Origin of the sequence: Pseudomonas sp. R2-7-07, assembly GCF_003852355.1 — a bacterium.
Lineage (GTDB): Bacteria > Pseudomonadota > Gammaproteobacteria > Pseudomonadales > Pseudomonadaceae > Aquipseudomonas.
Map to the genome: position 1 here is coordinate 5,067,399 of NZ_CP027759.1, position 14,206 is coordinate 5,081,604.

Annotated in this window: 13 protein-coding genes; 9 read left to right on the top strand and 4 right to left on the bottom strand. The window is 60.9% G+C overall.

What is annotated here, in order from left to right; translation table 11 throughout:
- Nucleotides 1–125: 125 nt before the first annotated feature.
- The 4 genes from C4J86_RS23225 to C4J86_RS23240 all read right to left on the bottom strand — a co-directional run bounded on the left by C4J86_RS23225 (nt 126) and on the right by C4J86_RS23240 (nt 4,425).
- The gene (locus C4J86_RS23225; protein ID WP_124368490.1) at nt 126–410 is read right to left on the bottom strand and encodes a YceK/YidQ family lipoprotein; all 285 of its coding nucleotides are present in this window, start codon (nt 408–410) and stop codon (nt 126–128) included.
- Entirely contained in the window at nt 403–1,032 is a 630-nt protein-coding gene (gene ubiX, locus C4J86_RS23230; RefSeq protein ID WP_124368491.1) for a flavin prenyltransferase UbiX, read from the bottom strand. The genes C4J86_RS23225 and ubiX overlap by 8 nt, the downstream gene beginning before the upstream one ends.
- Nucleotides 1,029–2,378 (bottom strand): UDP-N-acetylmuramate:L-alanyl-gamma-D-glutamyl-meso-diaminopimelate ligase, encoded by a 1,350-nt coding sequence (mpl, locus tag C4J86_RS23235; protein ID WP_124371986.1) that lies wholly within the window; start codon nt 2,376–2,378, stop codon nt 1,029–1,031. The genes ubiX and mpl overlap by 4 nt, the downstream gene beginning before the upstream one ends.
- A gap of 139 nt (nt 2,379–2,517) precedes the next feature.
- A complete protein-coding gene (locus C4J86_RS23240; protein ID WP_124371987.1) occupies nt 2,518–4,425 on the bottom strand; it encodes a sigma-54-dependent Fis family transcriptional regulator in 1,908 nt (635 codons plus the stop codon).
- Between the two features lie 271 nt (nt 4,426–4,696).
- Between C4J86_RS23240 and C4J86_RS23245 the strand changes: the two genes are divergently transcribed.
- From C4J86_RS23245 to C4J86_RS23285, 9 genes are all read left to right on the top strand, one after another.
- Complete coding sequence (locus tag C4J86_RS23245) at nt 4,697–6,217, top strand: aldehyde dehydrogenase family protein (RefSeq protein WP_124371988.1); 1,521 nt, start codon at nt 4,697–4,699, stop codon at nt 6,215–6,217.
- 206 nt (nt 6,218–6,423) lie between these two features.
- A complete protein-coding gene (eat, locus tag C4J86_RS23250) occupies nt 6,424–7,857 on the top strand; it encodes an ethanolamine permease (RefSeq protein ID WP_124371989.1) in 1,434 nt (477 codons plus the stop codon).
- 53 nt (nt 7,858–7,910) lie between these two features.
- Entirely contained in the window at nt 7,911–9,305 is a 1,395-nt protein-coding gene (locus tag C4J86_RS23255; protein ID WP_124371990.1) for an ethanolamine ammonia-lyase subunit EutB, read from the top strand.
- A complete protein-coding gene (gene eutC / locus C4J86_RS23260; RefSeq protein ID WP_124371991.1) occupies nt 9,302–10,135 on the top strand; it encodes an ethanolamine ammonia-lyase subunit EutC in 834 nt (277 codons plus the stop codon). The genes C4J86_RS23255 and eutC overlap by 4 nt, the downstream gene beginning before the upstream one ends.
- A gap of 91 nt (nt 10,136–10,226) precedes the next feature.
- Nucleotides 10,227–10,685 carry an N-acetyltransferase gene (locus tag C4J86_RS23265; protein ID WP_056846361.1) on the top strand — a complete coding sequence of 153 codons (459 nt, stop codon included), beginning with the start codon at nt 10,227–10,229 and terminating at the stop codon, nt 10,683–10,685.
- A gap of 301 nt (nt 10,686–10,986) precedes the next feature.
- Nucleotides 10,987–11,643, top strand: a complete 657-nt coding sequence (locus tag C4J86_RS23270; protein ID WP_046069710.1) for a DedA family protein — start codon at nt 10,987–10,989, stop codon at nt 11,641–11,643.
- Between the two features lie 6 nt (nt 11,644–11,649).
- Complete coding sequence (locus C4J86_RS23275) at nt 11,650–12,465, top strand: zinc-dependent peptidase (protein WP_124371992.1); 816 nt, start codon at nt 11,650–11,652, stop codon at nt 12,463–12,465.
- A gap of 108 nt (nt 12,466–12,573) precedes the next feature.
- Nucleotides 12,574–13,101 carry an inorganic diphosphatase gene (gene ppa / locus C4J86_RS23280; RefSeq protein WP_003176323.1) on the top strand — a complete coding sequence of 176 codons (528 nt, stop codon included), beginning with the start codon at nt 12,574–12,576 and terminating at the stop codon, nt 13,099–13,101.
- Nucleotides 13,102–13,311: 210 nt separating this feature from the next.
- The gene (locus tag C4J86_RS23285; protein WP_124371993.1) at nt 13,312–14,076 is read left to right on the top strand and encodes a S24 family peptidase; all 765 of its coding nucleotides are present in this window, start codon (nt 13,312–13,314) and stop codon (nt 14,074–14,076) included.
- Nucleotides 14,077–14,206: the final 130 nt, after the last annotated feature.

Sequence of the window (14,206 nt, forward strand, 5' to 3'; positions counted from 1 at the left end):
ATCAAGAGCGGCTCGCTTCGCATCGTGGTTAGGGTAGGCTGCTGCTACACAGTTGTGTAGATACCTATGGCAATCGGGGGCAAGCCCCCTCCCACATGGGTTTTTTGGTGTTGTTGAGGTTTGCGTTATAGGCCGCCCGTGGCGTTGAAGCCCACACCCAGCACCGTCAACGCCGACAGTGGCAACAGCAGGGTGTCGAGCAGCGCACTGGCCGGCAGGTCGATATGCGGATAACTCGGCGCCTCAGCGCCGAATCTGTCCTTGGCACAACAGCCTCCATTGATCGCATACAGGTCCAACCGCGTGCCGGCATACACCACCGGCGCGCCAGGTTGGGCGGCATCCAGCGTGCGAGCGGTGGCGCAGCCCGCCAATAGCAGCGCCAGCACGACCAGCAGCGCCTTATTCATCGCCGCTCAAGTGATGCTCGCCCCAGCGTGGCAGCATGTCCTGGGGAATATTCAGCAGGTTGAGAATGCGCGCCACCACAAAATCCACCAGGTCGTCGATGGTCTGCGGCTGGTGATAGAAGCCGGGCGATGCGGGCAATATGGTCACGCCCATGTTCGACAACTTGAGCATGTGCTCCAGATGGATGCTCGAATAGGGCGCTTCACGCGGCACCAGGATCAACTGACGACGTTCCTTCAAGGTCACGTCCGCCGCGCGCTCGATCAAATTATTACAGGCGCCCGTGGCAATCGCCGACAGCGTGCCGGTGGAACAGGGCACCACCACCATCGCCGCCGGCGCCCCGGAGCCGGAAGCGACCGGCGACATCCAGTCCTCTTTGCCATAGACCTTGATCTGCCCCGCCGCCGCGCCGGTGTATTCGGTGAGGAACGCCTGCATCATCTGCACCTTGGCCGGTAATGCGACATCGGTTTCAGTCGCCATCACCAACTGCGCCGCCTTGGAGACCAGAAAATGCACCTCACGGTCTTCACGCACCAGGCAATCAAGCAAACGCAGGCCATAAGGCGCACCGGAGGCGCCGGTCATCGCCAGGGTGACGCGTTCCGGGCCGCTCACTTGAGCGCCTCGGCCAGCTTGCCGTGCAACCCGCCGAAGCCGCCGTTGCTCATGATCACCACATGGGTGCCTGGCTTGGCCAGGTGCTTGACGTGCTCGATGATACCCTCCAACGAATCACAGACGGTCGAAGGCACACTGCACCGCGCGGCGATCGCCGGCAGGTCCCAGCCCAGGTTGGCCGGTGCATACCAGACCGCCTGGTCGGCGTCATTGACGCTTTCCGGCAGGCCATCACGGTGCGCCCCCAGCTTCATGGAGTTGGAGCGCGGCTCGACGACAGCAATGATCTGCGCATCACAGACGCGTTTGCGCAGGCCGTCCAACGTCGTAGCAATCGCCGTGGGGTGGTGGGCAAAGTCATCGTAGATGGTAATCCCATTCACATCGGCGACCTTTTCCATGCGCCGCTTCACGCTCTTGAATGCGCTCAATGCCGCGATACCCATGGAAGGCACCACCCCCACATGCCGCGCAGCCGCCAGGGTGACCAAGGCGTTGGCGACGTTATGCTGGCCGGTCATGTCCCACTCGACCGTGCCTTGGGGTTGGCCTTCGAACAGCACTTCAAACCTGGAACCGTCGTCACTGAGCAATTTGACCTGCCACTGCCCGCCCGCGCCGGTGGTTTGCACCGGAGTCCAGCAGCCCATCTCGATCACGCGCTGCAACGCCGGTTCGGTGGTCGGGTGAATCACCAGCCCTTCACTTGGAATGGTACGCACCAGGTGGTGGAACTGCCGCTCGATGGCCGGCAGATCCGGGAAGATGTCGGCATGATCGAATTCAAGGTTGTTCAGGATCGCCGTGCGCGGACGGTAGTGGACGAACTTGGAGCGCTTGTCGAAGAACGCACTGTCGTACTCGTCGGCCTCGATCACGAAGAACGGCGTCTCCCCCAGGCGCGCCGACACCGAGAAGTTCTGTGGCACACCGCCGATCAGAAAACCCGGGCTCATGCCCGCATGCTCCAGCACCCAGGCCAACATACTGCTGGTGGTGGTTTTGCCGTGGGTACCGGCAACCGCGAGCACCCAGCGCCCTTGCAGCACATGGTCGGCCAGCCACTGGGGGCCGGAGACATACGGCAAGCCTTTATTAAGGACATACTCGACCGCAGGGTTACCCCGGGACATGGCGTTGCCGATCACCACCAGATCGGGGACCGGGTCGAACTGCGCCGGGTCGTAGCCTTGAGTCAGCTCAATGCCCTGAGCTTGTAGCTGAGTGCTCATGGGCGGATAAACATTGGCATCGGAGCCGGTAACGTGATGGCCCAGCTCTTTGGCAAGTACCGCCATCGAGCCCATGAACGTGCCGCAGATACCCAGAATATGAATGTGCATAGTTGACCTCGTAAATCATCGAGGCAGGTTAGCGCAGGGAGTAGGAAATGGCACTCTTTAGGTCACTCTGCCAAGTGCGCCGGCAGTAGGCAGGCCAGTGGAGCCACCCATGGCTTGAGGTGAACTGCATTTTTCACGACTAAACGACCAAACTGCGTGAAATTTCATACTTTCGCAACTTTCGGTAAAGCGTATTACGGCTCACCCCTAACTGCTGCGCCGTATGGCTCATGTGCCAGCGTTGCTGCTCCAGCGTTGCCAGCAAAGCCGACCGCTCGGCATCGTCCAGGGGCGAACGTGCAGGGCTCTGTTCACTCGATTGCGCGCGAGCCTGACGGATGTTTGCAGGTAAATCCTCAAGCCCGATCAGGCTTGTGTCGCACAGCGCGACCAGCGTGCGCAACACCGTACGCAGCTGTCGGATATTGCCCGGCCACGCGTACGCCAACAGAGCTTCACGCGCTGCAGGCGCCAGGCCAACAGCCTGCTTACCCGCCTCCTGCGCCAGCAGGAAGTCCAGCAGTTGCGACTTGTCACTGCGCTCACGCAACGCCGGAAGGGCGACTTCCAGGCCGTTCAAGCGGTAATACAAATCTTCGCGAAAGCTGCCGTCCTGCACACGTTCAAGCAGATTTCGGTGGGTGGCGCTGATAATTCGCACGTTCACCGCCTGGGGCTCACCGCCGATAGGTACCACCAGGCGGTCCTCCAGCACTCTTAACAAACGGGTTTGCAGCGCCACAGGCATATCGCCGATTTCATCCAGAAACAGCGTACCGCCATCGGCTTGTTGCAGCTTGCCGCGCATGCCTTCCTTCAGCGCTCCGGTGAAACTGCCACCGCGATAGCCAAACAGCTCGCTTTCGATCAGGTTTTCCGGGATGGCCGCACAGTTGAGCGCGACGAAGGCCTTATCGGAACGCTGGCTGGCCTGGTGCACGGCCTTGGCGAACGCTTCTTTCCCGCACCCGGTTTCACCGTTGATCAGCAGTGGCACATCGCGCTCGAACACCCGCAGCGCCTTGCGCATTTCGTCTTGCAGCGCCGGGTCGCCCAGGCAAATTCCTGATAGCCGTGGCGATGCTGGTCGGGTAACCGGCGTGGGCACACGGCGCGGCTGGCCTCTCAATGCCGCAAACAGGCTGCGCCCCTCACGGGTACGCAATGGCCAACTGGCGGTCGCACTGGCGCTGGCGCGGCTCAGCAGTTGATCCAGCGAACAATCGAAAAATGCCTCCACCGGCTGCCCCAGCAAACCGCTACGCGTGCATGCGAGCAGGTTCAGCGCGCTCTGGTTGGCCGCGCAAATGCGCCCCTCCCCGTCGAACGCCAGCAGGCCCTCGCTGAACAGGCCCACCGACTCGGCCTGCAGGTGAAAGCGCAGCAGCCAGTGGTGTTCAAAGTGGCGCAGGAAATAGCAGCTTTCAATCATCTTGGCCGACAAATTGACCAGCGCCATGGTGTGGAATTGGCTCTGGCGCGACACCGCTTCCCGAGCCGACGACACGTCCAGCACCGCCAGCAGTTCGCCATGAGGATCGAACACCGGGCTCGCCGAACAGGTCAACCCCGTGTGCCGGCCGCGAAAGTGTTCGTCGCGATGAATCGTTACGGACTGGCGCTCAACCAGGCACGTCCCGATGCCATTGGTGCCCTCGCGGGCCTCACTCCAATCGGCGCCCAGCCATAACCCGGCGCGCTCGAAAATCTTGCGCTCGGACGGCGCGGTGACGCAGTTGAGGATCACGCCGCGCGCGTCAGTGAGCAGCACCGCGTGGCCAACGCCGGAGAGCTGTTGATGCAGGCTGTTCATCTCGTTGCCGGCGATGTGCAGCACCTGCTGCAGGCGTTCGCGACTTTCCAGCAGGCGCCCCTGTTCGAGCACGGTAGGGGCGATAGTTTGCGCGGGATCGAGGTGGTAGTCCTCCAGGCAGCGCAGCCAGGAGCGGGCAATCGATGGATCGCTGCCGGGGCCTTGGGAGCATTCATGCCCGCGTGTGACGGTCAAGACTTGCCGGGCGTGGCGACTGAACTGATCGTTGTGCATGTTCTTATTATTCTCCCTGCGTGAGAACGCCCAGCATCCTCCAGGCACCCAGCCATTGCAATCCCGACCCGACCCGCCGGTCACGGGCTGTATCGTTTATGGCACACACTGTCACCGCGCCTGTATCGAATGGGTGACAGCAACGCCCGGTAAAATTATTAACCCCTTGATTTACCTGGCCTGCAACGCAGTGGCCCAACCTTTGCTCTACGCTTTATCACGCGCTTGCCGCGCTGTACTCCAATAAACATAAAAGCAGGAGATGCCCACCATGCGTTATGCACACCCCGGTACTGAAGGCGCTATCGTTTCGTTCAAGGCCAAGTACGGCAACTACATCGGTGGAGAATTCGTTGCTCCGGTCGATGGCAATTACTTCACCAATACCTCGCCGGTCAACGGCAAGCCCATCGCCGAATTCCCCCGCTCTACTGCCAAAGACATCGACAAAGCCCTGGACGCCGCCCACGCCGCCGCTGACGCCTGGGGCAAGACTTCGGCCCAGGACCGCTCGCTGGTCTTGCTGAAAATCGCCGACCGTATCGAACAGAACCTCGAACTGCTGGCCGTCACCGAAACCTGGGACAACGGCAAGGCCGTGCGCGAAACCCTCAACGCCGACATCCCGCTGGCCGCCGACCACTTCCGCTACTTCGCCGGCTGCATCCGCGCTCAGGAAGGCAGCAGCGCCGAAATCAACGAACTCACCGCCGCCTATCATTTCCATGAGCCGCTGGGCGTGGTCGGCCAGATCATCCCGTGGAACTTCCCCCTGCTGATGGCCGCCTGGAAGCTCGCCCCGGCCCTGGCCGCCGGTAACTGCGTGGTACTCAAGCCCGCCGAGCAAACGCCGCTGGGCATCAACGTGCTGATGGAGCTGATCGGCGACCTGCTGCCGCCCGGCGTACTCAACGTGGTGCACGGTTTCGGTAAAGAAGCCGGCGAAGCCCTGGCCACCAGCAAGCGCATCGCCAAGATCGCCTTCACCGGCTCCACTCCGGTGGGCTCGCACATCATGCATGCGGCGGCCGAGAACATCATTCCGTCCACCGTCGAACTGGGTGGCAAGTCGCCGAACATCTTCTTCGCCGACATCATGAAAGCCGAACCGCAATTCATCGAAAAGGCCGCCGAAGGCCTGGTGCTGGCGTTCTTCAACCAGGGCGAAGTGTGCACCTGCCCATCGCGCGCGCTGGTGGAAGAGTCGATCTATGAAGACTTCATGAAAGTGGTGATGAAAAAGGTCGAGTCGATCAAGCGCGGCGATCCGCTGGACACCGACACTATGGTCGGCGCCCAAGCGTCGGAGCAGCAGTTCGACAAGATCCTGTCCTACCTGGAAATCGCCAAGGGCGAAGGGGCGCAGCTGCTCATCGGCGGCAAGGTCGAGAAGCTCAGCGGCGACCTGGCCACCGGCTATTACATCCAGCCGACCCTGCTCAAGGGCACCAACGAAATGCGCGTGTTCCAGGAAGAAATCTTCGGCCCAGTGGTAAGCATCACCACCTTCAAGGACGAAGCCGAAGCCCTGGCCATTGCCAACGACACCGAGTTCGGCCTGGGCGCCGGCCTGTGGACCCGCGACATCAACCGCGCCTACCGCATGGGCCGGGCGATCAAGGCCGGCCGCGTGTGGACCAACTGCTACCACCTGTACCCGGCACATGCCGCGTTCGGCGGTTACAAGAAGTCCGGTGTGGGCCGCGAGACGCACAAGATGATGCTGGACCATTACCAGCAGACCAAGAACTTGCTGGTGAGCTACGACATTAATCCATTGGGCTTCTTCTAACCCACAACACCCTCCCACCCTTGCAATGCAATCAAAGGTGGGAGGGGGCTTGCTCCCGATAGCGGTGGATCAGCCAACAACTCAGTAGCTGACACACCGCCATCGGGGGCAAGCCCCTTCCCACACTTAAAACTTCACAAGTACTTGCGAACTGCATTCGGCACACAGAGGCCGAGTTAAAACAATAAGAATGGAAGGTACTTCCCATGCCCAGCGAACCCACAAGTTCTTCCGTCGACTTCGAAAAAGTCGGCACCGATTACTTCCAACAACGCGAACTCAAAAAAGGCGCCGCCGGCTGGGTGTTATTAGTTGGCCTCGGTGTCGCCTACGTCATCTCCGGCGATTACGCCGGCTGGAACTTCGGCCTGGCCCAAGGCGGTTGGGGCGGCATGTTTCTCGCCACACTGCTGATGGCCACCATGTACCTGTGCATGTGTTTTTCACTGGCCGAACTGTCTTCCATGATTCCCACCGCAGGCGGCGGCTACGGCTTTGCCCGCAGCGCGTTTGGCCCTTGGGGCGGGTTTCTCACAGGCACGGCGATCCTGATCGAATACGCCATCGCGCCCGCCGCCATCGCGGTGTTTATCGGCGCATATTGCGAGTCGCTGTTCGGCATTGGCGGCTGGATGATCTATTTAGCGTTCTACATCATCTTTATCGGCATCCACATTTTTGGGGTGGGTGAAGCGCTGAAGTTGATGTTCGTGATTACCGCCATCGCAGCCATCGCCCTGGGCGTGTTTCTGGTAGCGATGGTGCCGCACTTCAATGTCGCCAACCTGCTGGATATCCCGGTGACCGAAGCCAAGGGTGCCAGCCCTTTCCTGCCGTTCGGCTACGTCGGCGTGTGGGCGGCGATCCCCTATGCGATCTGGTTTTTCCTCGCGGTAGAAGGCGTGCCCCTGGCCGCTGAAGAAACCAAGAACCCCAAACGCGACCTGCCACGCGGGCTGATCGGCGCGATTGTGGTGCTGACCAGCTTTGCCCTGTTGATCCTGGTGATCGCACCGGGCGGCGCGGGCACTTACGCCTTGATCAAATCCGGCAACCCACTGGTGGAAGCGTTGGCATTGTCCTACGGCGGCTCGACCTGGATGGGCAGCTTCGTCAACCTGGTGGGCCTGGCCGGCTTGATCGCCAGTTTTTTCTCGATCATCTACGCCTATTCGCGACAGATCTTTGCCTTGTCCCGCGCCGGCTACCTGCCGCGCAAACTGTCCGAGACTAACAAGAGCAAGGCACCGGTATTGGCGCTGGTGATCCCCGGCATTATCGGTTTCGGCCTGTCGTTGACCGGCCAGGGTGATTTGCTGATTCTGGTGGCCGTGTTCGGCGCCACCATCTCCTATGTGCTGATGATGGCCGCCCACATCACCCTGCGCATCCGTCGCCCCAAAATGGAGCGCCCCTACCGCACGCCGGGCGGCATCTTCACCTCGGGCGTGGCGCTGGTACTGGCCTGCGTGGCCGTGGTGGCGGGCTTTCTGGTGGATCCGCGCGTGGTCATTGGCGCCGCGATCATCTATGGAGTATTAATTGCTTACTTTGCTTTCTACAGCCGGCATCACTTGGTAGCGGGCACGCCGGAAGAAGAATTCGCGGCGATCCAGGCCGCAGAGGCCGCCTTGCACTAACTGCCGTAAACCTCGACGCGGGCGCCTTGCCCGCGTCGTCAAGGAGACACTGTATGGCAAGCTTTTCCCACGCGGTAGGTGCACAGACCTACCGCTTCGACAGCCTCAAGGACCTGATGGCCAAGGCCAGCCCGGCGCGTTCCGGCGACTTCCTGGCGGGCGTGGCGGCGCACAATGATGGCGAACGGGTCGCGGCCCAAATGGCGCTGGCGAACACCCCGCTCAAGCACTTCCTGGAAGAAGTGTTGATTCCCTATGAAACCGACGAAGTCACCCGGCTGATCGTCGACACCCACGACAAACTGGCCTTCGCCACGGTCAGCCACCTGACCGTCGGCGGCCTGCGCGACTGGCTGCTCAGCGACGCCGCCGATGAACAATCCCTACGCGCACTGGCGCCGGGGCTGACACCGGAAATGGCTGCCGCCGTGTCCAAGATCATGCGCGTGCAGGACCTGGTACTGGTGGCACAGAAGATCCGCGTGGTCACCCAATTTCGCGGCACCATGGGCCTGCGCGGGCGCCTGTCCACACGCCTGCAACCCAACCATCCCACCGACGAACCGGCCGGCATCGCCGCCAGCATTCTCGACGGCCTGCTCTACGGCAACGGCGACGCGATGATCGGCATCAACCCGGCCACCGACAGCATCGCCTCGATCTGCGCCATGCTGGAGATGCTCGACGCAATCATCCAGCGCTACGACATCCCCACCCAGGCATGCGTGCTGACCCACGTCACCACCTCCATCGAAGCGATCAACCGTGGCGTGCCCCTGGACCTGGTGTTCCAGTCGATCGCCGGCACCGAAGCAGCCAACGCCAGCTTCGGCATCAGCCTGAGCCTGCTGCAGGAAGGCTATGACGCGGGCTTGAGCCTCAACCGCGGCACCCTGGGGCAGAACCTGATGTATTTCGAAACCGGCCAGGGCAGCGCCTTGTCGGCCAACGCGCACTTCGGCGTCGACCAGCAAACCTGTGAAACCCGCGCCTATGCGGTGGCTCGGCACTTCAAACCGTTTCTGGTGAACACCGTGGTCGGCTTTATCGGCCCCGAATACCTGTACAACGGCAAACAGATCATCCGCGCCGGGCTCGAAGACCACTTCTGCGGCAAGCTGCTCGGCGTGCCGATGGGTTGCGACATCTGCTACACCAACCACGCCGAAGCCGACCAGGACGACATGGACACCCTGCTGACCCTGCTCGGCGTGGCCGGGATCAATTTCATCATGGGCATCCCCGGCTCCGACGACATCATGCTCAATTACCAGACCACCTCGTTCCACGATGCGCTGTACGCCCGCCAGACCCTGGGGTTGAAACCGGCGCCGGAGTTCGAGCAATGGCTGGCGAAAATGGGCATATTTACGCAAGCCGACGGCAAGGTACGCTTCGGCAACAGCCTGCCACCGGCGTTCCGCCGCGCGTTGGCGCAACTGGGATGAAGGAGCCGCCTGTGCAACTCGACCTGCCTGACAATCCATGGCTGCAATTGCGCCGCCTGACCCCGGCGCGCATTGCCTTGGGCCGCACTGGCACCAGCATTCCCACCGACGCACAGCTGGATTTCCAGTTGGCCCACGCCCAGGCGCGGGATGCGGTGCACCTGCCCTTCGACCATCAAGCGCTGAGCCGCCAATTCGCCGAACGCGGCCGCGACAGCCTGTTGCTGCACAGCGCCGCCACCGACCGGCATATGTACCTGCAACGGCCGGATCTGGGACGCCGCCTCAGCGATGACTCGGCGCAGACCCTGCGTGATTACGCGGCGGCGCATCCCGATGGCGTGGACCTGGCGATCGTGGTCGCCGATGGGCTGTCGGCGCTGGCCGTGCATAAACACACCGCGCCTTTTCTTGCACGCCTGGAAGAACAGACCCACGCCGAAGGTTGGTCCCTGTCACCGGTGATCCTGGTGGAACAAGGCCGCGTCGCCGTGGCCGATGAGATCGGGCAGCTACTCGGCGCCAAAATGACGGTGATCCTGATCGGCGAACGGCCGGGGCTGAGTTCGCCGGACAGCCTGGGCCTGTATTTCACCTACAACCCCAAGGTCGGCCTCACCGATGCCTATCGCAACTGCATCTCCAATGTGCGCCTGGAAGGTCTGAGCTACGGCATGGCGGCCCATCGCCTGCTGTACCTGATGCGCGAGGCCTGTCGCCGGCAAGTGTCCGGGGTCCATCTCAAGGATGAAGCGCAACTGCAGACGATCGAATCAGATGACCCGGACCTGATGAAAGGCAATTTCCTGCTAAGCCCACCTGTGGATTGATCGCGACACGATTGCGCTTTTTCGCGGCATTAGGCAGCATCGAGCCACCACCGCGCGCGTGGTCATACCCATTTGGATGTTGAGGCCTGGCATGCGGATTACTCAAGCGACCCTGGAACACCTGGACCTGCTGACCCCGTTGTTCGTCAAATACCGCGAGTTCTATGGTGCCCTGCCGTTCCCGGACTCGTCGCGGGCCTTTCTGGAAAAGCGCCTGCGGCGCAAGGAATCGGTGATCTACCTGGCGCTGGCCGATGATGATGACAAGCGACTGCTGGGGTTCTGCCAGCTGTATCCGAGCTTTTCCTCGCTGTCGCTCAAACGCGTGTGGATCCTCAATGACATCTACGTGGCCGAGGACGCACGTCGACAATTGGTCGCCGACAATCTGATGCGCACGGCGAAGAAGATGGCCAAGGAAACCCACGCGGTGCGGTTGCGGGTGTCTACCAGCAGCGACAATGACGTGGCGCAGAAGACCTATGAGTCGATAGGGTTTCGCGAAGATACCGAATTCAAAAACTATGTACTGCCGATCAACGAGGACTAGCCCCCAAACACCACAGTTCCCTGCTGGGAGGGGGCTTGCTCCCGATAGCGGTGTGTCAGCCAATACTCGTGTCACTGACCCACCGCCATCGGGAGCAAGCCCCCTCCCACATTAAACCGGCACCCAACCGCTTCACACTTTCACGACACTCCCCGCTACAAAAGCCACACGCTTTTCACCATTCAATCCGTATAATGCCGACCTTTCAGGGTTGTAAGAATCTCGACATACACGTGTAGCCTTATTCCCCGTCGTCCCCGCACTGGCCTGCTGAGCCGGGCCATTCACACAGGTGCCATCCATGGATTTCAACCCGCTTGACCTTATCCTGCATCTCGACGTTTACCTCGACATGCTGGTAACCAACTATGGTCCGTGGATCTACGCCATTCTGTTCCTGGTGATTTTTTGCGAGACCGGCCTGGTGGTCATGCCGTTCCTGCCGGGTGATTCGTTGCTGTTCATCGCCGGCGCTGTCGCCGCAGGTGGCGGCATGGACCCGGTGTTGCTGGCCGGCCTGCTGATGCTGGCAGCCATCCTCGGCGACAGCACCAACTATGTAATAGGACGAACCGTGGGCGAGCGCTTGTTCAGCAACCCGAACTCGAAAATTTTCCGCCGCGACTACCTGCAAAAAACCCACGACTTCTACGACAAGCACGGCGGCAAGACTGTAACCCTGGCGCGCTTCCTGCCGATCCTGCGCACCTTCGCGCCGTTCGTCGCCGGCATTGCCAAGATGCCCTACCCGCGTTTCTTCGGTTTCAGCGTGCTGGGCACCATCCTTTGGGTCGGCGGCCTGGTGACCCTGGGTTACTTCTTCGGCAATGTGCCATTTATCAAGAAGAACCTGTCGTTGCTGGTGGTGTTCATCATCTTGCTATCCCTTGTGCCGATGATCATCGGCGTGGTGCGCAGCCGCTTTGGCCGCACCTCCTCCGAAGCCAATCCGCACTGATCGCCCATGTGGTCCCTCAGCGCCTGGCGTCGCCGGCGCCTGCTGGCCAAGCACCCGATTGCCGATGACACCTGGCAACGGGTGCGTCACCACCTGACCTTCCTCGACGGCATCACCGCCGAGCAAGACCAGTGGCTGCGCGAAGCCTGTGTGCTGTTCCTCGCCGAAAAACACCTCACCGCCCTGCCCGGCGTCGAACTGCATCAGGAACAACGCCTGCTACTCGCCGCCCAGGCGCAACTGCCGCTGATGAACCTGGGTGACCTCGACTGGTATCAGGGCTTTCATGAAATCGTGCTGTACCCTGACGACTTTCTCAGCCCGCAACGTCATCGCGATGCCAGCGGCGTGGAACATGAGTGGGACGGCGAGCACAGCGGCGAAGCCTGGCAACAAGGCCCGGTGATCCTCGCCTGGCCCGGCGTGCTGGCCAGCGGCCAATGGGAAGGCTACAACCTGGTCATCCACGAGCTGGCGCACAAACTGGACATGCTCAACGGCGACGCCAACGGCCTGCCCCCGCTGCATAACGACATGCGCGTGCAGGAATGGGCCAGCGTGATGCAAAGCGCCTTCGACGACCTCAATCGCCAACTCGACGCCAACCCGGACGCCGACACCGAGATCGACCCGTACGCAGCGGAAAACCCGGCGGAATTCTTTGCCGTCACCAGCGAGTATTTTTTCAGCGCCCCGGATTTACTGGTCAGCCATTACCCACAGGTGTACGCCCAACTCAGCCGCTTTTACCGCCAGGACCCGCTGGCCCGCCTGACCCAACTGCAAGCCCACGACCCGCGCTACCAGCCGCAGGTCGAATGACCGTACGACGCTTGGCGCATGGCATCGGCGTCAGAATATGCCTATAATCGCCGCCACTTTTAGGCCAATCCGGCCATGTCATATGGCCAACTACGGGGGCAACGCCCAATGAGCTACAGCAAGATTCCGGCTGGCAAAGACCTGCCGAACGACATCTACGTCGCCATCGAAATTCCGGCCAACCACGCGCCGATCAAATACGAAATCGACAAAGACAGCGACTGCCTGTTCGTTGACCGTTTCATGGCCACCCCGATGTTCTACCCGGCCAACTACGGTTTCATTCCCAACACCCTGGCTGACGACGGTGACCCCCTCGACGTGCTGGTCGTGACCCCTTACCCGGTCACCCCAGGCTCGGTCATTCGCGCACGCCCGGTCGGCATCCTGAACATGACCGACGACGGCGGCGGCGATGCCAAAGTTATCGCAGTGCCACACGACAAGCTGTCCCAGCTGTACGTCGACGTGAAGGAATACACCGACCTGCCGCCACTGCTGCTGGAACAGATCAAGCACTTCTTCGAGAACTACAAAGACCTCGAAAAAGGCAAATGGGTGAAGATCGATGGTTGGGGCAACGCAGACGCTGCCCGCGCCGAGATCATGAAGTCGGTAGCCGCCTACAAAGGCTGATACTTGCGCCTCATTGCCACGGCAATTAAAAAGCCCCGATTATTCGGGGCTTTTTTTATGAACATTAAACAACGAGTTCAACGTTTGATTTTCCATGTTTAACTAACACGAACGAATGAAGAATCAAGCTACAACTAAGGAAAAGCCTACACACGCAACTCAACGCATAGTTTATTTGAATAGTTTTCCTGGCCGGTAAACTCTGCGTTTATGAATACATCAGGTGATCGTTTAAAAGCGCTATTACGGGAAGTTCATCTTTCCGCCTCCGACTTCGCCAAGAATCGCGGCGTCACGCCTCAGCACGTGAACAACTGGTTCAAACGCGGCGTCCCCATGGGCCGACTCAACGAGTTCGCAGAACTGCTGTGCGTCTCCAGTCGCTGGTTAAGCGACGGTCGCGGCCCCAAACACCCACCGGTCAACTACCTGTTGGACGGCCCCACCGCAAGGATTGCACCGACCCGCGAAGACATCGGCAAATACCTCACAGGCCCTGCCTGCCGCCCGAATAATACCGACGTGGAGATCCCCCTCCACCCCACATTCACCTCAACCGAACGCATCCGCGTCACCCAGCACACCCTCGAAACCCTCAACGTAAACCCCGACCGCGCGGTAGGCGCCTACATGGTCGACAACAGCATGATCGACATCATCCAACAAGGCGCCACTCTCGCCATCGATAAAGGCCGCACCCAAATCATCGACGGCGAAATCTACGCCGTCGAACACGACGGCATGCTGCGCATCAAATACCTCTACAACCGACCTGGCGGTGGCTTGCGCATGCGCAGCCACAACGCCAGCGAACACCCGGACGAATACCTCACCTACGACGAACGCTTCGAGCAGAACTTCCAGATAGTCGGCTGGGTATTCTGGTGGTCCACCCTCAACAACCGCCGCCCCCCGGTACCGCTGGACGAACACCTGCTGGGCTGGGAAGGCTCTGAATCGGAGGTGGGCAACTGAGGTGAATGTGGGTATCATGCGCCGCACATTTGGCAGGGGTGGCTTTAAGCTATTTACCCTGCCAGGCGATGCGGAGGAGTTCCCGCGGATACCCCTACTATTCAGCCCGACGCAATGTGGGCTGAGCGAT

Coding starts and splice junctions, on each gene's coding strand:
- C4J86_RS23225 (WP_124368490.1), bottom strand. CDS start 410: ATGAATAAGGCGCTGCTGGTCGTGCTGGCGCTGCTATTGGCGGGCTGC.
- mpl (WP_124371986.1), bottom strand. CDS start 2,378: ATGCACATTCATATTCTGGGTATCTGCGGCACGTTCATGGGCTCGATG.
- C4J86_RS23240 (WP_124371987.1), bottom strand. CDS start 4,425: ATGCACAACGATCAGTTCAGTCGCCACGCCCGGCAAGTCTTGACCGTC.
- C4J86_RS23245 (WP_124371988.1), top strand. CDS start 4,697: ATGCGTTATGCACACCCCGGTACTGAAGGCGCTATCGTTTCGTTCAAG.
- eat (WP_124371989.1), top strand. CDS start 6,424: ATGCCCAGCGAACCCACAAGTTCTTCCGTCGACTTCGAAAAAGTCGGC.
- C4J86_RS23255 (WP_124371990.1), top strand. CDS start 7,911: ATGGCAAGCTTTTCCCACGCGGTAGGTGCACAGACCTACCGCTTCGAC.
- eutC (WP_124371991.1), top strand. CDS start 9,302: ATGAAGGAGCCGCCTGTGCAACTCGACCTGCCTGACAATCCATGGCTG.
- C4J86_RS23265 (WP_056846361.1), top strand. CDS start 10,227: ATGCGGATTACTCAAGCGACCCTGGAACACCTGGACCTGCTGACCCCG.
- C4J86_RS23270 (WP_046069710.1), top strand. CDS start 10,987: ATGGATTTCAACCCGCTTGACCTTATCCTGCATCTCGACGTTTACCTC.
- C4J86_RS23275 (WP_124371992.1), top strand. CDS start 11,650: ATGTGGTCCCTCAGCGCCTGGCGTCGCCGGCGCCTGCTGGCCAAGCAC.
- ppa (WP_003176323.1), top strand. CDS start 12,574: ATGAGCTACAGCAAGATTCCGGCTGGCAAAGACCTGCCGAACGACATC.
- C4J86_RS23285 (WP_124371993.1), top strand. CDS start 13,312: ATGAATACATCAGGTGATCGTTTAAAAGCGCTATTACGGGAAGTTCAT.